At 48.4% G+C, this 18,836-nt stretch carries 20 protein-coding genes; 7 read left to right on the top strand and 13 right to left on the bottom strand.

From position 1 onward, the window contains the following. Nucleotides 1–40: 40 nt before the first annotated feature. The 13 genes from B5F07_RS06670 to B5F07_RS06605 all read right to left on the bottom strand — a co-directional run bounded on the left by B5F07_RS06670 (nt 41) and on the right by B5F07_RS06605 (nt 15,265). On the bottom strand, nt 41–1,825 hold the full coding sequence (locus B5F07_RS06670) for an aminopeptidase P family protein (RefSeq protein WP_275533109.1): 1,785 nt from the start codon (nt 1,823–1,825) through the stop codon (nt 41–43). 135 nt (nt 1,826–1,960) lie between these two features. Further along, complete coding sequence (locus B5F07_RS06665) at nt 1,961–3,376, bottom strand: oxaloacetate decarboxylase subunit alpha (RefSeq protein WP_087160483.1); 1,416 nt, start codon at nt 3,374–3,376, stop codon at nt 1,961–1,963. An 18-nt stretch (nt 3,377–3,394) separates the two neighbouring features. Next, entirely contained in the window at nt 3,395–4,546 is a 1,152-nt protein-coding gene (locus B5F07_RS06660; protein WP_087160482.1) for a sodium ion-translocating decarboxylase subunit beta, read from the bottom strand. 26 nt (nt 4,547–4,572) lie between these two features. Then, on the bottom strand, nt 4,573–4,953 hold the full coding sequence (locus B5F07_RS06655; RefSeq protein WP_087160481.1) for a biotin/lipoyl-containing protein: 381 nt from the start codon (nt 4,951–4,953) through the stop codon (nt 4,573–4,575). A 16-nt stretch (nt 4,954–4,969) separates the two neighbouring features. Further along, on the bottom strand, nt 4,970–5,752 hold the full coding sequence (locus B5F07_RS06650) for an OadG family transporter subunit (protein WP_087160480.1): 783 nt from the start codon (nt 5,750–5,752) through the stop codon (nt 4,970–4,972). A 14-nt stretch (nt 5,753–5,766) separates the two neighbouring features. After that, nucleotides 5,767–7,206 (bottom strand): acyl-CoA carboxylase subunit beta, encoded by a 1,440-nt coding sequence (locus tag B5F07_RS06645; protein ID WP_087160479.1) that lies wholly within the window; start codon nt 7,204–7,206, stop codon nt 5,767–5,769. 234 nt (nt 7,207–7,440) lie between these two features. Continuing rightward, the gene (locus B5F07_RS06640) at nt 7,441–9,429 is read right to left on the bottom strand and encodes a 2-isopropylmalate synthase (protein WP_087160478.1); all 1,989 of its coding nucleotides are present in this window, start codon (nt 9,427–9,429) and stop codon (nt 7,441–7,443) included. 178 nt (nt 9,430–9,607) lie between these two features. After that, complete coding sequence (locus B5F07_RS06635; RefSeq protein ID WP_087160525.1) at nt 9,608–10,768, bottom strand: D-alanyl-D-alanine carboxypeptidase family protein; 1,161 nt, start codon at nt 10,766–10,768, stop codon at nt 9,608–9,610. Between the two features lie 291 nt (nt 10,769–11,059). After that, nucleotides 11,060–11,629: an SMC-Scp complex subunit ScpB gene (gene scpB / locus B5F07_RS06625; protein WP_087160476.1), complete on the bottom strand. Its 570-nt coding sequence runs from the start codon at nt 11,627–11,629 to the stop codon at nt 11,060–11,062. Beyond that, entirely contained in the window at nt 11,598–12,377 is a 780-nt protein-coding gene (locus B5F07_RS06620) for a segregation and condensation protein A (protein WP_087160475.1), read from the bottom strand. The genes scpB and B5F07_RS06620 overlap by 32 nt, the downstream gene beginning before the upstream one ends. 50 nt (nt 12,378–12,427) lie before the next feature. Further along, the gene (locus B5F07_RS06615; RefSeq protein WP_191404821.1) at nt 12,428–13,321 is read right to left on the bottom strand and encodes a metallophosphoesterase; all 894 of its coding nucleotides are present in this window, start codon (nt 13,319–13,321) and stop codon (nt 12,428–12,430) included. Continuing rightward, entirely contained in the window at nt 13,318–13,980 is a 663-nt protein-coding gene (gene deoC, locus B5F07_RS06610) for a deoxyribose-phosphate aldolase (RefSeq protein WP_087160474.1), read from the bottom strand. The genes B5F07_RS06615 and deoC overlap by 4 nt, the downstream gene beginning before the upstream one ends. Before the next feature lie 76 nt (nt 13,981–14,056). Beyond that, entirely contained in the window at nt 14,057–15,265 is a 1,209-nt protein-coding gene (locus B5F07_RS06605) for a D-alanyl-D-alanine carboxypeptidase family protein (RefSeq protein WP_087160473.1), read from the bottom strand. 334 nt (nt 15,266–15,599) lie between these two features. Between B5F07_RS06605 and B5F07_RS06600 the strand changes: the two genes are divergently transcribed. From B5F07_RS06600 to def, 7 genes are all read left to right on the top strand, one after another. Then, nucleotides 15,600–15,902: a DUF2089 family protein gene (locus B5F07_RS06600; RefSeq protein ID WP_087160472.1), complete on the top strand. Its 303-nt coding sequence runs from the start codon at nt 15,600–15,602 to the stop codon at nt 15,900–15,902. After that, nucleotides 15,899–16,177 (top strand): hypothetical protein, encoded by a 279-nt coding sequence (locus B5F07_RS06595; protein WP_087160471.1) that lies wholly within the window; start codon nt 15,899–15,901, stop codon nt 16,175–16,177. Before B5F07_RS06600 ends, B5F07_RS06595 begins: the two co-directional genes overlap by 4 nt. 14 nt (nt 16,178–16,191) lie before the next feature. Continuing rightward, on the top strand, nt 16,192–16,626 hold the full coding sequence (locus B5F07_RS06590; RefSeq protein ID WP_191404823.1) for a hypothetical protein: 435 nt from the start codon (nt 16,192–16,194) through the stop codon (nt 16,624–16,626). Nucleotides 16,627–16,663: 37 nt separating this feature from the next. Continuing rightward, complete coding sequence (locus B5F07_RS06585) at nt 16,664–17,143, top strand: MGMT family protein (RefSeq protein WP_087160470.1); 480 nt, start codon at nt 16,664–16,666, stop codon at nt 17,141–17,143. 459 nt (nt 17,144–17,602) lie between these two features. After that, nucleotides 17,603–17,980 carry a TnpV protein gene (locus B5F07_RS06580; RefSeq protein ID WP_087160469.1) on the top strand — a complete coding sequence of 126 codons (378 nt, stop codon included), beginning with the start codon at nt 17,603–17,605 and terminating at the stop codon, nt 17,978–17,980. A gap of 148 nt (nt 17,981–18,128) precedes the next feature. After that, nucleotides 18,129–18,392 (top strand): helix-turn-helix transcriptional regulator, encoded by a 264-nt coding sequence (locus tag B5F07_RS06575; RefSeq protein WP_008981865.1) that lies wholly within the window; start codon nt 18,129–18,131, stop codon nt 18,390–18,392. Then, nucleotides 18,367–18,825 (top strand): peptide deformylase, encoded by a 459-nt coding sequence (gene def / locus B5F07_RS06570; protein WP_033126562.1) that lies wholly within the window; start codon nt 18,367–18,369, stop codon nt 18,823–18,825. Before B5F07_RS06575 ends, def begins: the two co-directional genes overlap by 26 nt. Nucleotides 18,826–18,836: the final 11 nt, after the last annotated feature.

Here is an 18,836-nt window from a genome sequence, read left to right as displayed (position 1 = left end):
ATTTTTCTGTTCGTGGCGGCATGTTTCAGACCTTGCAGATTCAGACAGGCCTGGTGTACTCTTCCAGCCACCGCCGCTCTTCCAGGCAGAGATGAGGTCCTATGACATTCCTCACCCTCCTGTGATATGCATTAAGCACTTCTCGCTCTTCTTCCGTCATCTGTTCCGGGCAGAGGGCGTCCAGATCCAGCGGGACAAGCGTAAGCGTCTCAAACTTCATGAACTGTCCGTACTCATTTTTCTCATCATCCCGGACAAGGAGAAGATTCTCCAGGCGGATTCCATGGGAGCCTGCGATATAGATTCCGGGCTCATCTGAGATCACCATATTCTTCTCGAACACCTGCGCCGGAGCTTTTCCTTCCTTCCATCGGAAATTGATGGGCGCCTCATGTATGTTGAGAAGGTATCCCACGCCGTGACCGGTACCGTGATTGAAATTCAGCCGCTTTTTCCACAGGACCTGCCGGGCGGCGCAGTCCAGAGTAGCGCCGCTGCACCCGTGGAGGAACACCGTGTCCGCCAGACGGAGCATGGCTCTTGCTACAAGGGTGAAATGTTCCTTCTGTTCCTGCGGAATATCTCCAAGCGCCACTGTTCTTGTAATATCCGTAGATCCCTCCCTGTAGTGTCCTCCGGTGTCCGTCAGAAACAGAGAGCCCTTCCTGAGCACTGCATCCGTTTCCTCCGTCGCACTGTAGTGTACAACGGCTCCATGGGGACCGAATGCGCAGATCGGCTCAAAGCTCTCACCCAGGAACCCGTCCTGTTCCGCCCGGAATTTGCGGAGCTGTTCCGCCGCCGAAATCTCCGTGATGGGGATCTTTCCGATATTTTTCTTCAGCCAGTACATAAATCTTGTATGCGCAATCCCGTCCTTGATATGGGCCTGACGGATATTTTCCGCCTCTGTGTCATTTTTTATACACTTCATCAGAACACAGGGATTCTGCGCCTCCAGGATTCTGCATCCTGCAGGAACTGCGTGGTACATGGCATAACTGGTCCGCTCCGGGTCAAGAAGGACGCTGCCGCTTGCGATTTTCCGGACCGCATCGTAAATCTCACCGTAGGGACGGACCGCAGCATTGACTTTCTCAAGCGCTTCCTTCACAACGCCGTCAAATTTCCGGGGATCAGCAAAAAGCACTGCCTGATCCTGCGTGATTATAGCATAAGAGAGCACAAGAGGACAATACCTGATATCATTTCCGCGGATATTAAAGAGCCACGCAATATCGTCCAGGCTGGAAATCACATGGGCATCAGCCCCCTCCTCTTTCATTTTTTCACGCAGACGTCCCAGTTTTGATGCCGCGCTTTCCCCTGTCTGTGCAATATCAAGAAGATATGCCGGCTCTGACGAAAGAGGGGGACGGTCTTTCCAGATCCGGTCCGTCAGATCATATTCCCAGACTATTCTGCCCGACTTCTGTTCCACTGCCGCCTCATATTCTTTGCCCTCGGCATTTCCCACTGTCCTGCCGTCAAATCCGAGACAGCCGCCGCATGGAAGTTCGCAGGCAAGGAACTCCGGTATTGTTTCCACTCCGGGTTCTCCCATTCTGTACAGTTCAATACCTGTTCCCCTGAGCTGCTCCTCCGCCTGGAGAAAATATCTCCCGTCCGTCCAGAGTCCGGCTTTCTCCCTGGTGAACACCGCCGTTCCCGCCGAACCTGTGAATCCGGTCAGGAATTCTCTTGCCTTAAAATAATCCCCCACATATTCGCTCTGATGAAAATCAGACGTTGGCACAATGTAGATATCGATTCCTTCCCGCTCCATCTCCCTGCGGAGCAGAGCCGTCTTATCAGAAACTGTCACCTGAACTCCTCCTCTTCTCACCGAAAATCAAAAGAAGAGACAGAACTTCTCTTCTTTGATCCGTTCTGTCTCAGTTATATCTGAAAGCGCGCCGCTCTCTGTATCTGTCCGCGAAAATACGCTTTCACTCCCGCTTTATACCGGATATGCTCCGTCTTTTGTGTCAGCTACCGTAGCGTCCACCTTCGTCTGCTGCGCCTCTCTGTATTTGAAGAAATCGACAGCAACCTGCGGGAACAGTGCATAAGTCAGCACATCCTCATCCTGCTGGATCCACTGCTCGCACTCTTTTCTTAATGTGTCAAGCTCGTTCGGAATCAGGTCAGCCGGACGGCATGTGATAATCTCCGCATCGTCGCCGAGAATCTTCTTCTGAAGTTCCGGATTTACCGGTTTCACAGTCGCGCCGTATTTTCCTGCCAGGATATCCTTTGTCTCTTTTGTGGCAACTTTGTAGCGCTCACCCATAAGGACATTGAGCACTGCCTGTGTTCCGACAATCTGGGATGACGGTGTAACAAGCGGCGGCTCGCCCAGGTCTTTACGGACGCGCGGCACTTCTTCAAGCACATCGTAGAATCTGTCTTCTGCACCCTGCTCCTTGAGCTGTGAGGTCAGGTTGGAGAGCATTCCGCCCGGCACCTGATACAGAAGAGTCTTGATATTCACGCCAAGATTGGTCGGATTGAGAAGACCGCTCTTTAACGCTTCATCCTTGATCGGACGGAAGTAATCCGCGATCTCTGCAAGAAGCTTCTGATCCAGTCCGGTATCATAAGGCGTTCCCTTGAATGTCTCAACCATTACCTCGGTAGCCGGCTGGGATGTTCCCAGGGCAAACGGTGAAATTGCAGTGTCGATAATATCAGCTCCCGCCTCCACTGACTTCAGATAGGTCATGGAAGCAACACCTGACGTATAATGCGTATGCATCTCAATCGGGATGCTTACCGCCTCTTTGAGTGCTGTCACAAGCTCTGTCGCCTGATACGGGCAGAGAAGTCCTGCCATATCCTTTACACAGATGGAGTTGGCACCCATATCCTCGATTCTCTTCGCCAGGTCCACCCAGTAATCCAGCGTATAGGCATCACCCAGTGTGTAGGACATTGCGACCTGTGCGTGAGCCTTCTCTTTATTAGCTGCCGTAACTGCTGTCTGAAGATTTCTGATATCGTTCAGGCAGTCGAAGATACGGATGATATCGATTCCGTTTGCCACAGATTTCTGTACGAAATACTCAACCACATCGTCTGCATACGGACGGTATCCCAGAATGTTCTGTCCGCGGAACAGCATCTGAAGTTTTGTGTTCTTGAATCCGTCACGGAATTTCCGCAGTCTGTCCCACGGATCTTCCTTCAGGAAACGCAGGGACGCATCAAATGTAGCACCGCCCCAGCACTCTACAGCATGATACCCCACCTTGTCCATCTTGTCGATGATCGGCAGCATCTGCTCTGTTGTCATTCTGGTGGCGATCAGGGACTGATGAGCGTCACGCAGAATGGTCTCTACTATTTTAACCGGTTTTTTTTCAATTTCTGCCATTTATTTATCCTCCAATTATTACTTAACGCCAAAGATTGCCATAAAGGTTCCGGCCACGACTGCCGTACCGATAACTCCGGCCACGTTCGGTCCCATCGCATGCATCAGAAGGAAGTTCGTCGGGTCAGCCTCCGATCCCACCTTCTGGGAAACACGGGCTGCCATAGGAACGGCTGACACACCGGCAGAACCGATCAGCGGGTTGACCTTGCCCTTTGTTACCAGGCACATCAGTTTACCAAACAGGACACCTGCAGCCGTACCGAATGCGAACGCAACCAGACCGAGGATAACGATCTTGATCGTATCCATGTTCAGGAATGCCTCAGCACTCGTTGTAGCACCTACGGAAGTACCGAGAAGGATAACAACGATATACATCAGGACATTTGCGGCTGTATCTGTCAGCTGTCTTACAACGCCGGACTCCTTGAACAGGTTACCGAGCATAAGCATACCAACCAGCGGAGCTGTCGTCGGAAGGATCACGCACACAACGATGGTGATGATAACCGGGAAGAGGATTCTCTCCAGTTTGGAAACCGGACGGAGCTGCTCCATCTTGATCTTACGCTCTTTCTCTGTTGTAAGGAGCTTCATAATCGGCGGCTGGATAATCGGCACAAGTGACATATACGAGTAAGCCGCCACCGCAATCGGTCCGAGAATCGCAGTCTGCTCCAGCTTTCCTGCAAGGAAGATAGAAGTCGGGCCGTCAGCTCCACCGATGATGGAGATTGCCGCAGCCGCCCTGTCGGAGAATCCCATCGCCATGGCGCCAAGGTATGCGGCAAAGATACCGAACTGAGCCGCAGCGCCGAGAAGGAAACTCTTCGGGTTCGCAATCAGCGGTCCGAAATCGGTCATCGCTCCGACTCCGAGGAAAATCAGAGACGGAAGGATGGACCATTCGTCAAGTACATAGAAATAGTAAAGAAGTCCGCCTGTGCCGTTTGACGCCTCTTCGGGGCTGATCATGATATCAGGATAGATATTGACGAGCAGCATACCGAAGGCGATCGGAACAAGCAGCAGGGGTTCAAACCCATGCTTAATCGCTAAATAGAGAAAGAGGCAGGCAACACCGATCATGATCAGGTTTCCGACCGTCAGGTTCATGAATGCGGTCTGCTCCACAAGATTCTCCAGCGTATTTGAAATATATTCCATTTTTCAAACCTCCTGGTCAGTAATAACTAGTTTAATGTCGCCAGAACTGCTCCTGCCTCAATCGCATCGCCTACAGCGACATCAATGCTTGCAATCGTTCCTGCCTCCGGTGCAACAACCGGGATCTCCATCTTCATCGCTTCGATGATAACCACGGCATCGCCCGCCTGTACGCTCTGTCCCACTGTCGTCGGGATCTGGTATACTTTTCCGGCTGCGCCTGCTTTCACCTGGATCTTTCCTGCGCCTGCCGCTTTCGGAGCCGCAGCCGGTGCCGGTGCTGCCTTCGGAGCCGGAGCCGGTGCCGCTTTCGGAGCTGCAGCCGGTGCCGGTGCTGCGCCTGCACCCTTTTCCTCTACAGTTACGTCATATACATTTCCATTTACTGTGATCGTATAGTTTTTCATTTTCCAATCCTCCTGGTTAATTCCATTTATTTGATTTTCTTCGCTTAATTGATCTCACAACAAATCCGTCAACAGATGTTCCCTCTGCCGCTGCGACCGCTGCTGCGATCACTGCCACAAGCTCAGAATCATCTTCCGCTGCCGCTTCTGCCGGAACCGCTGCCGGTACCGGAGCCGCCGCAGGCGTCTCAGCCTTCACCGGCTCTGCTGCAGCCGGAGCTTTCCGGAACTTCTTCTCAAGGACCGGAATAAATTTCAGAAGCCAGATGACAAAGGACAGGAAGATCAGTACAACGAATACGGTACCCATACCGAGAATCGTATTCAGACCGGCTTTCTGAAGGATCTCTCCCGTAGAATAATCCGCGCCTACTGTAATGCTCTCCATGTTCAGCTCATTGTCAAATGCGAAATCAATGGTCGCAGTTCTGTCTGCATACTCAGCCTCCACGGAAAGGGTCACGCCGTCATTTGTCACCTCAGCCGTATAGTTTCCGTCAACACCGATGAATTCGCCGCACTCATCTTCCGCTGCCTGCCAGGCGTCGATCATCTTCAGGAAATTTTCTCCTGAAACCGGGACGCCAGCATTGAGCATCGTCAGATCGAGTTCCAACTCTGACATGTCTTCAAAGGAATCCAGCTGCTCGTCTGTCATCGCACTGAAATTCTGGATGATAAACTCAGCGTACTGTTCCAGCTGTGTCTGGTCATACTCCACTGTATTGGAACTGCTGCATCCTGTAAAAGCAAATATAAGGATGAGGACAATTCCCAATAAACTGATTCTTTTCTTCACTTCGCCTCACCTCACTAAACCGTACCGTGCTTTTTATCCGGGCGGTCCTCTCTCTTCGTGAACAGCATCTCAAATGCACCGATCACATATTTTCTTGTATCTGCCGGCTCGATGATCGCGTCAACATAGCCTCTTCTCGCCGCTGATACCGGACTGGACTGCAGTTCTCTGTACTCGTCTGCCTTTGCCTTCATCGTTGCGGCATCTGCATCCGCATACATAATCTTCGCCGCAAGATCCGCGTCCATCATTCCAATTTCCGCAGACGGCCATGCGTAAACCATATCTGCGCCGATGGATTTGCTGTTCATGGCGATATAAGCGCTTCCGAAAGCTTTTCCTACAATGACATTTACCTTCGGCACTGTAGCGTTGGCAAAAGTATAGGTCAGTCTCGCAACCGCTCTTGCCATGTTCTTCTCGGATTCCACTGTAGCGGCATATCCGGCCACGTTCGTCAGAGTGAGAACCGGAATGGAAAATGCATCGCAGAAATTCACAAAATCAATAGCCTTCTTACATCCGTCAACGGACAGGGCACAGTCATATGCAGCCTCTTCCGCGCCGTCAGCGCCATATACTTTTGTGCGGTTTGCAACTGCTCCCACTGTCATCCCGTTAAGTCTCATAAATCCGGTTACCATGTCTTTTGCATAGTCTTTCTTGATTTCGAAGAACGCCTGGTCATCTGCGATTCTGGAAAGAGCAATGGAAGTATCCTCCACAGCGCCTGCAATGTCATCGCAGAGACGGTTCAGATCATCATTACATTCTTCATAGGAAGAATCATCTTCGTTGTTAGCCGGGATCATGCAGACAAGGCTGCGGATCTGTCCGAGGATCTCCTCCTCTGTGCCGATTCCGTCTACCAGTCCGGCGGTTGCGCTCTGATACTGTGCGCTTGAAGTATCGCATCTGGAAACCTCGTTTCCTTCCAGAGCATTCGGAGAGTTCACAAAGAGCTTTCCTTCTTTTTCTTCCATAAATGTGAAATCAGCAAGTCCCGGAACGATCGCGAGTCCGCCGCCGCACATGCCGAAGATTGCCGCGATCTGCGGAACAACTCCCGACGCCATGGTCTGCCTGTAATAAAGACTTCCGAACGCCTCAAGCGCATCAGTCGCCTCCTGCAGTCTCATTCCGGCGCAGTCGATCAGCCCGATTACCGGAGCCCCCATCTTCATTGCCATGTCATACATATTCGCAATCTTCTTTGCGTGCATCTCGCCGATGGCACCGCCGAGAACAGCGGCATCCTGACTGTATACATATACAAGATTGCCGTCGATTACTCCGTATCCGGTGATAACACCGTCGGATGGAGTCTCTTTTTCCTGCATGTTGAAATCAGTACTTCTGGCAGTAACAGCACCGCCGATTTCAACAAAGCTCCCCTCATCAAGCAATGTGGCAATTCTTCTGCTTGCTGAGTTTCCTGTTGCATTGTAGCTCATATTCTAGCCCTCCATTTTTTATATTTGTTTGTGCAAGAATAATAAAGAATTCTTACTGTAAACCAAAATTTCTGCCTATTCTAGTATATAACAGAGATTTCTGAATTTCAATTCAAAATTGCCTATAATTGACAAGTTTTTCACATAGCAGAACCCGGACAGTCATCCGTAAGGACTCCTGTCCGGGTTTTCTGTTCTTTCCCCATCCCGTCTTTTCCCGGACCGGCGGGGAATTTATTTGCGGTTCCGGTACTGCACGGGCGTAATATTGTACATCTTTTTGAACACGCGGTTAAAGTGTTCCACATTCTGGTATCCGACAGACTCCGCGATATTCTCCACCGTGGCGCTGCTGCTCTTCAACATGGCGCGTGCTTTTTTCATTCTCACTTTCTTCAGAATGTCCCCGAAAGTCATACCGGATTTCTCCTTGATATACTTCGAGAGATAGGGCTTGGAGAGGAAGAATTTCTCCGCCAGGTCATCCAGTGTCACATCCTTGTAGTTTGCATAGATGTAATTCGTAATCTCAAGAAGTCTCTCATCCTTTACATTCTGTGATTCCGCCACTTCCTGAATCTTATTTACAGCCACAACAAGAGCCTCGATGGACGCCTTGATAATATCAGGGTCAATGCCTACGCCCCAGTAGCGCTTCTTGTTGCAGATCACGCCAACATACGCCACTGCTCTTGAAGAAGATCCTTTTGTAAGGGAATGCTCCTCGTAAAATGCCAGTTCGTAACTTACGTCAAAATAATGCTTGATCGCGTTGCTCACCGCATCGAGACGTCCGTTTCCTACTCCGGTGATCTTGCGCGTATTCCCATTATGGTGGATGGAAGCCTCCGCGATGATGCCGTCCTCCTGTCTGAAGTGGCACTCATCTACCGTAAACACCGGTTTTGCATTGATATAGTGGTCCTCGAAAATATGATAAACCAGATCCGGAGTAAGCTCTTTGTGCGCCTTGTCGGAAACGTCTTTTACGAGATAGCCGACTTCCTCTCTCATCTTCTCCGGCAGACTGATGCCGAAGCTCTGCTTGAGGATGTAGTTTACGCCGCCCTTTCCGGACTGGCTGTTGATGCGGATAACATCGGAGTCGTATCTGCGTCCCACGTCCTGCGGATCGATGGGAAGATAGGGAACGCTCCACTTCTCGCACCTGTGTTCCTCTCTCCAGGCCATACCCTTGGCGATGGCGTCCTGATGGGATCCGGAGAACGCCGTGAAGACAAGTTCTCCCGCATAGGGCTGTCTCGGGGAAACCTTCATCCTTGTCACCCGCTCGTAAACCTCGCAGATATCGCTCATATTGGAGAAGTCAAGTCCCGGGTCAACACCCTGTGAGAACATGTTCATGGCAAGTGTGATAATATCCACATTTCCGGTTCTCTCGCCGTTTCCGAACAGAGTTCCCTCGATCCGGTCCGCGCCTGCAAGGATGCCAAGCTCCGCATCGCTGATTCCCGATCCCCGGTCATTATGGGGATGAAGGGAGAGGATCACATTCTCCCGGTGAAGCAGATGTTTGTTGAAGTACTCTACCTGGCTTGCAAACACATGAGGCATTGCATTTTCCACAGTGGTCGGCAGATTGATGATCGCCTTGTTGTTCTTCGTCGGTTTCCATACATCGAGAACTGCGTTGCACACTTCAAGAGCATAGTCAACCTCTGTTCCCTGGAAGCTCTCCGGGCTGTACTCAAAAGTAAAGTTGCCGGAAGTCTCCTTTGCAAGCTGTTTCAGAAGTTTCGCGCCGTCCACGGCAATCTTCTTGATCTCTTCCTTATTTTTGCGGAACACCTGCTCTCTCTGAGCAACAGATGTGGAATTGTATACATGTATAATTGCATGCGGTGCGCCCTTTACCGCTTCAAATGTTCTCTTGATAATATGTTCTCTCGCCTGTGTCAGCACCTGAACCGTAACATCGTCCGGAATCATGTTCTGCTCGATCAGTGTTCTCATAAACTGGAACTCCGTCTCGGATGCAGCCGGGAATCCGACTTCGATTACCTTGAATCCGATATCAACAAGCATCTGGAAGAACTCAAGCTTCTCATCCAGACTCATGGGCTCGATCAGCGCCTGATTTCCGTCTCTCAAGTCAACGCTGCACCAGATCGGCGGCTTATCAATAGAATCTTTCTTCACCCAGTCGTAGCACGGCTCAGGCGGCATAAAATAACTCTTTTCATACTTCTGCCAGTTTTCCATAACAGTACCTCTCCTTATATTTAATCAATTTGATTGCTTTATTTTATTCTCACCTATACTACCATAGGTTTTAGTATTATACCAGTGGTAAAATTAATCATTTTAATTGATCTATTTTAATGTCACCTGTCAAAACAACTCTGTTTTTACACGTAAAACAGCTTTACGGGATACACATTTACAACAGAAAGCTCTCTTCTATATATTTCACACACACATCCAGCGTCCGCTCTTCCACCGATTCCGCCGCGACCGCCGGGTATTCCCTAAGCCGGATGCCGTCAATGCTGTATACCACTGTCCCCACTCGTGTTCCTTCTTTCACAGGAGCCTCCAGTTCTTCCGGAAGTTCATAATCAACACGCACATCCTCTCCGGATTTCAGCAGAAGCCGGAAGGGTTCGGACCGGGTTGTAACATGAAGCTCTGTCCCTTCCATATCGGGGAATCCGCCAGAGAAACCGCCCGGAACCGGAATCTGAAACTGTCCCGATTCTGCATCGATTTCCTTATATGAGTAATTTTCCAGTCCGTATTCCATCAGCTTTCTTGTATCCGCCCATTTATAACCTTTATTGTTCGGCCAGCCGCACGCCAGAAGCGCCACGATAAACGTCCGCTCATCCTGACTGAGCGCCCCCACATAGCAGTATCCTGCGTCGGCAGTAAATCCTGTTTTTCCCGACAGGGCGCCTTCCATCATATTCAGAAATGCATTGTGATTCGTACAGCTGTAGTTTCCATTTCCGTCACAGTCGCTGAAGGAATAAGAGGAAGTGCAGGTAATCTCAAGAAACATCTCTTTTTCTTCCGACTGCATGATACAGTAACGCATGATCTGTGCAAGATCTTCCGCCGTAGTATGATGGATGCCGTTTTCATCCTCCGCGTCCAGTCCATTGGGTGTTATAAAATATGTATACATGCATCCAATCTCTTTTGCTTTCTGATTCATCTTCTCCGCAAAGCCCTCCACACTGCCTCCGATATGCTCTGCAATCGCAACTGCACTGTCATTGTGGGATTCCAGCATCAGGGAGAAAAGAAGATCCTTCAGGAGGAACCTCTGTCCCTGGCTCATCCCCAGCTTTACCGCCGGCTGGGCTGCCGCGTTGGCGCTGGCTGTAACTTCATCCTCCGGATTTCCCAGTTCCAGGGCAAGAATACAGGTCATAATCTTGGTGGTACTGGCCATGGGCCGCTCCTCCTGTCCGCTTTTTGCAAATAAAATACGCCCTGTGTCCGCATCCATCAGAACTGCCGACTGGGCGTATAACTGGGAGGGCAGGATCTCTTCCGTCTCCTGTGTCTGCACCTCCCGAAAAAACGCCCCTGCCATCTGCGCGGACACCCGGCCCGGTGTCTCCGCAGATGCAGGGATCCACGTATTTCCTGTTGTCAGTATGCACAGAAACGCACAAAGCGCGCTCACTGCTCTCCATTTCTTTTTTATTTCAGAGTATTTCACTTCCGGCCGTCCCCTGTCATGCAGATTTCTTTAAAATCTATGTCCGAAGGGACCCGCTTAGAACAAGGTTTGCACTCCGGAGATTCCGCCAGGCCGGAAATCCTGCCAGACCGGAAATCTTGCGAGGCCGGAAATCCTGCGAGGCCGGTACCCCGGCCAGGGTCAGATATCCAGACGGAGCTGGGCTTCATCTTCCGCTTCTTCCTTGAAATGCTCTATCTGCTCCTGGTTCAGCCTCGGCAGCTCATCCAGGGAGTGGACGCTGAAACGGCGGAGAAATTCTTCCGTAGTCCCGAAAAGAAGCGGCCGTCCCGGCGCATCCAGCCTGCCGGTCTCCTCCACCAGCCCGTATTCCACAAGCTTGTTCACTGCATGGTCCGATTTGACGCCCCGTATCTTTTCAATTTCGATTTTTGTGACAGGCTGCTTATAGGCGATGATCGAGAGCGTCTCCAGGAGGACATCGGTAAGTACATACCGCTTCGGCTGCTTTGCCACGCGGATCAGGTATTCGTACATTTCCTTTTTCGTACACATCTGAAACGCATTGTCAAGCTCAATAATCCGGACTCCTCTGTTCTCCTCGTCATACCGGTCCATCATGTTATGTATGAGCTTTCTGGTCGTCTCCTCATCATGCTCAATGGCAGCGGCGATCTTCGAGAGTTCCACGGAGTCCCCCATCGTAAAGAGGATAGCCTCAATCGCCCCCTGCAGCTTCTCTATTTCCATTCGTCTTTCCTGTCCTTTCAATCATAATCTCTCCGCATATATGTTCCTGTTCCACATGGATCTCCCCCACCTTGATCAGCTCGAGAACCGCAAGAAACGTGACAACGATCTGCATCTTGCTCTTCTGCTCTTCCAGAAGCTGGCGGAAACTGAATCGCTGATGTGTCTTCATATATTCATGTATGTGGTCAAAACGGTCAGACAGTGTCACTTCTTCCTTCTCGATCTTCCCGAATCTGCTGCGCACCGGGTCAATCTTGTCCGTCTGCCTGCGCATCACATCTTTAAAAATGCGGTTCAGCTTCGCCAGGGTGAGATCTCCGAGAAGCAGATCCAGATCCACCGGTTCCACATACTCCTGGACTTCCTCCGGGATCTCAGGCTTTCTGTACAGGACGCAGTCCGCATCCGTCTGCCGTTCCTTGAGCTCATAGGCCATATATTTGTACATTTTATACTGAAGGAGCTGCTCCACAAGCTCCTGCCTCGGATCTTCTTCCTCCCCGTCTTCCGTCACTTCTTTGGGAAGAAGCATCCGGCACTTGATATCCAGAAGCGTCGCCGCCATGACGAGAAACTCGCTCATGATATTCATGTCTTCCCGCTGCATATTGCGGATATATTCCATATACTGATTGGTTATCTCCACGATCGGTATATCGTAAATATCGATTTTATTCTTGTCGATCAGGTGCAGCAGAAGATCCAGCGGACCTTCGAACACCTCCAGTTTCACCGGTATTCCCATAGTCTCTCCCCGAAAAGCAATATTCCAAAAGGCATCGAACTTATATTATACTACCCTTTCAGGGTGAGTGCAACAACCTCCGGCATATTAAAAAGGCGCAGTCTGATTGTATGCGTACCCAGTCCCCTGCTCACAACAACCGTCTGACCGTTCTCTTCTCTCATCTCGCCTGAGTATCTTGGAAACAGGAAGCCCTGCGGCGTAATCACACCACCAATCAGCGGAAGACGGACAATCCCGCCGTGAAGATGGCCGGAGAGGATAAGATCCGCGCCCCATTCTTTGTATGCATGCATGTAAGTCGGATTATGTGCGAGAAGGATCTGGTAATCGCTCCCTGTCTTTTCCCGGATGTCCCTGCTTCTCCATCCTCTCAGGCAATCCGTCACCGTATTCCTGTCCACCGGATATTTCCGGAATTTTTTATAGGAATCAAGAGGCAGCTCGAGACCGATGATCGTCAGTTTTCTCCCCCGCATAAAAAGCTGCCTGCACTGATTCTCCAGAAAGACAACGCCGTAGCGTTCCAGGCTTTCCCTGTATTTTCTATAGGAAGAGCGGTACTTTTCCGGGAATTCCTTCATCCGCTGTTCATGGTTCCCGTTGACATAGAAAACCGGACAGATCTCCGGCAGCTTTCTCACAAATTCAAGTGCGGGGCGGGGCGATGCCTTAGGCTTTCCGACCAGCATATCACCTCCAATGAGAATCAGATCCGGCTTTTCCCTCATCACTGCGCGAAACAGGACATCATTTTTCTCCCCGTATACATGATTGTGAAGGTCGCTTAAAAATACAATCCGGATATCCTGCCTCATGCCGGCAAGCCCGTCCGGATGGATCTCGTAGTGAGTGACACGGAAAAAATGCTGTTCCCGCAGAATTTCCAACACCAGTGCCAGAAGTACCGCAACGATTACCGCCGTCAGAATAATGATCTTCATGCTTCCTCTTTCCCGGCAGCTTCAGCTATGGCAATACCGGAACTCGTCCCCAGCCGGTCCGCCCCTGCCTGCACCATGCGCTGTGCATCTTCAATGGAACGGATTCCGCCGGAAGCCTTCACTCCCATATCCGCCCCCACTGTCTTCCGCATCAGCGCCACATCTTCCTCCGTTGCACCTCCGGTTGAAAATCCGGTGGACGTCTTTACAAAATCCGCTCCGGCCTCTTTGCATATCAGGCACGCCTTCTCCTTCTCTTCATCTGTCAGAAGACAGGTCTCAAGGATCACTTTCACCAGTGCTTTGCCGCCCGCCGCCTCCACAACAGAGGCAATGTCCTGCTTTACATAATCCCAGTCGCCGCTCTTGATCATGCCCACATGAATCACCATGTCAAGTTCCTCTGCCCCGTCATCGACAGCAGCTCTTGCCTCCGCAGCTTTTGCCGCTGTCGAAGCAGCCCCCAGAGGGAATCCGATCACTGTGCAGACCTTTACATCCGTATCCTTCAAAAGCTGTGCACAGAAATAAACGTAACTGGAATTTACACATACCGAGTGAAATCCATATTTTTCCGCCTCCTGACACAGTTTCCGTATCTGCTCTTTAGAAGCCTCAGGCTTCAGCAGTGTATGGTCGATCATCTTTGCGTAATCCATCTTGTTCCTCCTCTTATTCTCCGCTGTACTTTTTCTATTATAGTCTATCTTCCCCGCCTGCGACAAGAGGTTTTTCTTACAGACGCCATGCATCTCCCGCCTTCTTGAAATAATCCGTAAACCCCGCCTTATCCACATCCTCTGCGGCAATGATGTCCACGCTTCCAAGCTCGGTTTCTTCCAGTGTGTAGACAATTCTCCCCACTGCGTCACCCTTTTTCAGAGGTGCGGAAATATCTTCCTTCATTTCCACTTTCTTCTCGATCTGGTTCAGGTTGGCACCCGATGTGTCAAGATAAGAAAACGTTCCGCTGTACTCCAGGGGGACGCTCTCTCTTACTCCTCCCTTCACTTCTGCCTCTTCGAGCCGGGGCATTTCACTGTCCTCATAGAGCTGGCATTTTCCAAATCCATAGTTCAGCAGAGTGACGGCGTCCTGAAAACGGATTTTGGAATTTTCCGCAGCCATAATCACCGCAATCAGCTCCACGCCGTTCTTCTCAGCGGTGGCAGAAACACAGAATTTTGCTTCTCCCGTGGAACCGGTCTTAAGTCCGGTGGCATACTCGTACTGACGGACCAGTTTATTTGTATTGGTCAGACCGAATTCAGATGTTCCCTTTGCTGTCGTATGGGTAATATTCTCCATCCAGATCATACAGTAATCCCGGATCTGCGGATGTTTCGTAATCAGCTCCCGGGACATGAGGGCGATATCACGGGCACTGGTCACATGCCCATTTGCATCCAGTCCGTTGCAGTTGACAAAATTCGTATTTTCCATTCCCAGTTCTTTTGCCCGCTCATTCATCCTGCGTACAAACTCTTCTTCATTTCCGCATATGTACTCAGCCATGGCAACACAGGCATCGTTCGCACTGGCTACGGAAATACATTTCAGGAGCGTCTCCACGGTCTGCACTTCCCCCGGCTCCAGGAACACCTGGGATCCTCCCATGGAAGCCGCGTACTCCGAGGTCGTCACCTCATCCTGAAGACCGATATCCCCGTGCTCCAGCGCTTCAAAAATCAGAAGCATGGTCATGATTTTGGTTACACTGGCAGGCGGTCTGGGCGTATCGGCATCCTTTTCATAAAGAACCGTGCCTGTGGAAGCTTCCATAAGGATGGCGGACGGAGCACTGATTTCCACCGCAGGGGATGTCTCCTGCGTCTCCTCAGTTGCATCGCCTTCGGCAGATGCTGTCGCTCCTTTCTGCGGATAAATTCCCATACATCCGAACATAAGGACAAAGCTGAGAATCCATGCCAGAACTTTTTTCATTGCACTCTCTCCCAAATCTAATCGTCTGTTACTAATATAGTATCCGGCACTGCCCATTATGACATCGAACAGTAAATCGCAGAAAACAGGGAGAAAACAGCTTTGCTAAAGACGCCCAGAAAACAGGACATTCTGCTGTATTACGATAAAAGACGAAAATCCGCCGTTTGGCAGACACGAAAAGTATTCTTCTTATAAAGGAGTATCGGCGCTTTCTTTATGTCAATAAATACATCATCGACGTTCTCAAAAATTATTTATACTTTTCTATTGACTTTAATTTTATTTATGTTATATTTAATATTATTAAAAACAATAAGAAAGGAGAATTGATTTGGAAATAGACAAAATCCCTCAGTGGATACTGGCATTGGAGCCAGAGGACGCAGCCTTTCTAAAGAACTTCGTTTTGAAATCAGGTTCATTGAAAGAGATTGCACGTTTGTATGAAGTTTCCTATCCGACAGTCCGGCTCAGACTGGATAAACTCATTCAGAAAATTGAACTGAGCGACCAGAAGGAAGAAGAGCCATTTTCAGCATTCATCAAAGGATTGGCAGTTGACTCCCGGATTGATCTGGAAACCGCGAAAATCATTATTGAAAAATATAAGCAGGAGAAGGAGAAACCATCATGAATACGGTCATTACACTGATTGCTGCAATTATTATCATCATATTTCACGTCTGGTTGTGTCGAAGAAGCCCCAAATTCTGGTATTTAGGCGGCATAATTCCGCTTTTGTGGATCGCACTGCTCATCTTCTTATTTTCCAACGGGAAAATCAATTTCGGTGAAGACTGGAAAATGATTGTTTTCCCGACACTTATTTTCATTCTGTTTTGGATTGAAGGTCAGATGGCAGCCAGGAAAAAAGAAATTGAAAAAATGAAGGCAAAAGATATTAACTGAGAGGAGTTTTGAAAATGTCTGAATTACTTATTGGATTTATTGTTGCTGCGATACTTTTAATTGCTGAATACCTTTTGTGTACGAAATTAGAAAGCCCTCTTTGGGGCGGAATCATTCCCGCCCTAATTCTTGTTGGAACGATCTGTCTTTTTGCCAGTGGTCGGATTCCCCTGGAAACGAGATATTTGTTCCCATTCGTCATTTTAAACACTCTGTTTTTCGGAGATTGGGGAACAGGCCGAGACAAATATCGAAAAATAAAACAAGCGGAAATGGAACGCATGAAAGCAAAAGACATTGTAGCCCACCCAAAGTGCATATCCAGTACACATTCAATGCCTTTTGCAAAATTGCCGTGCTATTCAAGTTTCGCTTTGACCGTTGAGTTATATCCAATATCAGGCAAAAAATTCAAGCTGATTTTCAAACCGTCTCATTGCATGAAATAGCCTATATCATTATAATTAGGTCAGGAGGTGTTGAGAGATGGCGAATGAAGATAAAAAAGATTTTAATGCCATGCTACACGATAGCAAGGATATGCCTAAATTTCAAACCATTACCGACCAGAAAAGCATTGAGAAATATGGCGGAAACCGAATGTACTTTGCCCCACCAATCGACTATGACAAGGTGATGAAACTAATTCCTTATGGCAAAGTAATCACTGTCGGAAAAATCCGTGAATATTTTGCTGAACTGAATGGGGCGGATTTCACAGAGCCTATCACAGCCGGGATTTTTGTATCTATTGCAGCATGGGCGAGTTACCAGCGTTCCGAAGATGAAACCCCATATTGGCGAACTTTAAAGGCAAACGGGGAATTGAACGCAAAATATCCCGGCGGTGTAGAAGCACAGAAGGAAAAGCTAGAAGCAGAAGGGCACACAATTATTCAGAAAGGACGCACAAATATAAAGTATTTCGTAAAGGACTATGAAAGCGTTCTTTTTGATTTGAGTTAAGTAGTGAGTCTGAAAAAGTCAGGTTGAAACCGCACCGAGTTATTACAACACTTACTACACCATTTGCCCGTAAATCTGCGTAGATTTACGAAGAATAGCGTAGGTTTGGGGAAAAACAGAAAAATTGAAAAAAGCGCCGGAAAGCCCGTAATACATGTCAATCGAACTGCTAATGTCCGATTGTATCAAGGTTTGAAGGCTTATGAAACACCCTCCTGGGTATCCCTTATGTGCTGAAGAACAGCGCCAAAAAAGAGGAAAGGATATAAAAGATATGATAAAAATACTATTCGTATGTCATGGCAGGATTTACTGTTCAGAATAAAAAGTCTCAAATCGTCTTAAATACTTCTATAAATAGTAGTTCTTATGTTTCATTCTCAATTTTACCAATGATTTACCAATATTTCTGGAGAGTCAGACTTGCAAAAAATAAGCCAGAATGAGGAGATTAAAAATATGAGCGAATTGAAACCAAGAATAACAGAAAACGGAATTGATTATATCCTTGTCGGAGATTACTATATCCCAGATTTGAAGCTGCCGGAGGAACACCGTCCTATCGGAAAGTACGGACGGATGCACCGGGAATATTTAAGAGAAGTCCACCCAGCCAGATTGAACACACTGATACTGACCGGAGAATTGTGGACATATCTTGCAGACCTGAACGAACAGGCACAGGAACGGTTAGACACTATCATGGAGCAGATGAAAGCTACCGAGGGCGTGACAGAGGAATTAAAGCGTACTTCTCAAATGGAATGGGTGCAGCGTTGCAATAACATCCGTAACCGGGCAGAAGAAATTGTTCTGCATGAGATGATCTATTCATAAGGGTATGATATAGGGAAACGATATCTGAAACATGGTATCGTTTCCTGTTTTTATAAATATTTGTGTAACAGAAAATGGGTGTAAGGTTGACATTACAAGAAAAAATATATATAATTGTTGTAATGTTAACCTTACTTTTGGAGGAACTATGAAAAACAGAATAAAAGAATTGCGAGAACAGCGAGGGCTGACGCAAGAGCAATTAGGAGAACTGGTTGGAGCTTCAAGGCAGGCGATAAATGCCATAGAAACAGAAAAATTTGAACCATCTATCTGGCTTGCATATGATATTTCTAAAGTATTTGAGTGTGCCATTGAGGAGGTATTTTTATTTGATGTAAGTTTGAGAAAATCAAGAGCTGACAGCAGCAGACAGGAGGTAAAAAGTGGCAACAAGATTTCTTCGTTATGACAGCGACCCTATATTAAGAAAAAAATGTAAAGCTGTCCTAAAAGTTGATGATAAAATCAGGCAGCTCTTAGATGATATGCTTGATACATTACATGAAACAGAAAATGGAGCTGCACTGGCAGCAAATCAGGTTGGCGTTTTGAAACGGTTGGTTGTCATTGATTTTAACGATACACGATTAAAACTTGTAAATCCGAAAATGATAAGCCAAAGCGGTGTGCAGGAATGTGTTGAGGGATGCCTTAGTTTCCCGAACCGTTTTGTAAAAACAATTCGTCCACAAAAGGTCACGATTCAGGCACTCAATGAATATGGAGAGGAAATTATAGTTGACGGAGAAGATGAAATGGCAAAATGCTTCTGCCATGAGCTGGAACATCTGGACGGTATGATTTTTTTAGATAAAGCGATTGAAGAACTTTCTGTTGTGTAGTGCAAATTGAT

It is taken from the genome of Lachnoclostridium sp. An169 (assembly GCF_002160525.1).
GTDB lineage: Bacteria > Bacillota > Clostridia > Lachnospirales > Lachnospiraceae > Mediterraneibacter > Mediterraneibacter cottocaccae.
This window is presented reverse-complemented; position numbering and strand designations above follow the sequence as displayed.

What these genes read in the sequence shown, in the direction of transcription:
- B5F07_RS06665 (WP_087160483.1), bottom strand. Translation starts at nt 3,376, where the DNA reads ATGGCAGAAATTGAAAAAAAACCGGTTAAAATAGTAGAGACCATTCTG.
- B5F07_RS06660 (WP_087160482.1), bottom strand. Translation starts at nt 4,546, where the DNA reads ATGGAATATATTTCAAATACGCTGGAGAATCTTGTGGAGCAGACCGCA.
- B5F07_RS06655 (WP_087160481.1), bottom strand. Translation starts at nt 4,953, where the DNA reads ATGAAAAACTATACGATCACAGTAAATGGAAATGTATATGACGTAACT.
- B5F07_RS06645 (WP_087160479.1), bottom strand. Translation starts at nt 7,206, where the DNA reads ATGAGCTACAATGCAACAGGAAACTCAGCAAGCAGAAGAATTGCCACA.
- B5F07_RS06640 (WP_087160478.1), bottom strand. Translation starts at nt 9,429, where the DNA reads ATGGAAAACTGGCAGAAGTATGAAAAGAGTTATTTTATGCCGCCTGAG.
- B5F07_RS06635 (WP_087160525.1), bottom strand. Translation starts at nt 10,768, where the DNA reads ATGGCAGGGGCGTTTTTTCGGGAGGTGCAGACACAGGAGACGGAAGAG.
- scpB (WP_087160476.1), bottom strand. Translation starts at nt 11,629, where the DNA reads ATGGAAATAGAGAAGCTGCAGGGGGCGATTGAGGCTATCCTCTTTACG.
- B5F07_RS06620 (WP_087160475.1), bottom strand. Translation starts at nt 12,377, where the DNA reads ATGGGAATACCGGTGAAACTGGAGGTGTTCGAAGGTCCGCTGGATCTT.
- B5F07_RS06615 (WP_191404821.1), bottom strand. Translation starts at nt 13,321, where the DNA reads ATGAAGATCATTATTCTGACGGCGGTAATCGTTGCGGTACTTCTGGCA.
- deoC (WP_087160474.1), bottom strand. Translation starts at nt 13,980, where the DNA reads ATGGATTACGCAAAGATGATCGACCATACACTGCTGAAGCCTGAGGCT.
- B5F07_RS06605 (WP_087160473.1), bottom strand. Translation starts at nt 15,265, where the DNA reads ATGAAAAAAGTTCTGGCATGGATTCTCAGCTTTGTCCTTATGTTCGGA.
- B5F07_RS06595 (WP_087160471.1), top strand. Translation starts at nt 15,899, where the DNA reads ATGAATACGGTCATTACACTGATTGCTGCAATTATTATCATCATATTT.
- B5F07_RS06590 (WP_191404823.1), top strand. Translation starts at nt 16,192, where the DNA reads ATGTCTGAATTACTTATTGGATTTATTGTTGCTGCGATACTTTTAATT.
- B5F07_RS06585 (WP_087160470.1), top strand. Translation starts at nt 16,664, where the DNA reads ATGGCGAATGAAGATAAAAAAGATTTTAATGCCATGCTACACGATAGC.
- B5F07_RS06580 (WP_087160469.1), top strand. Translation starts at nt 17,603, where the DNA reads ATGAGCGAATTGAAACCAAGAATAACAGAAAACGGAATTGATTATATC.
- B5F07_RS06575 (WP_008981865.1), top strand. Translation starts at nt 18,129, where the DNA reads ATGAAAAACAGAATAAAAGAATTGCGAGAACAGCGAGGGCTGACGCAA.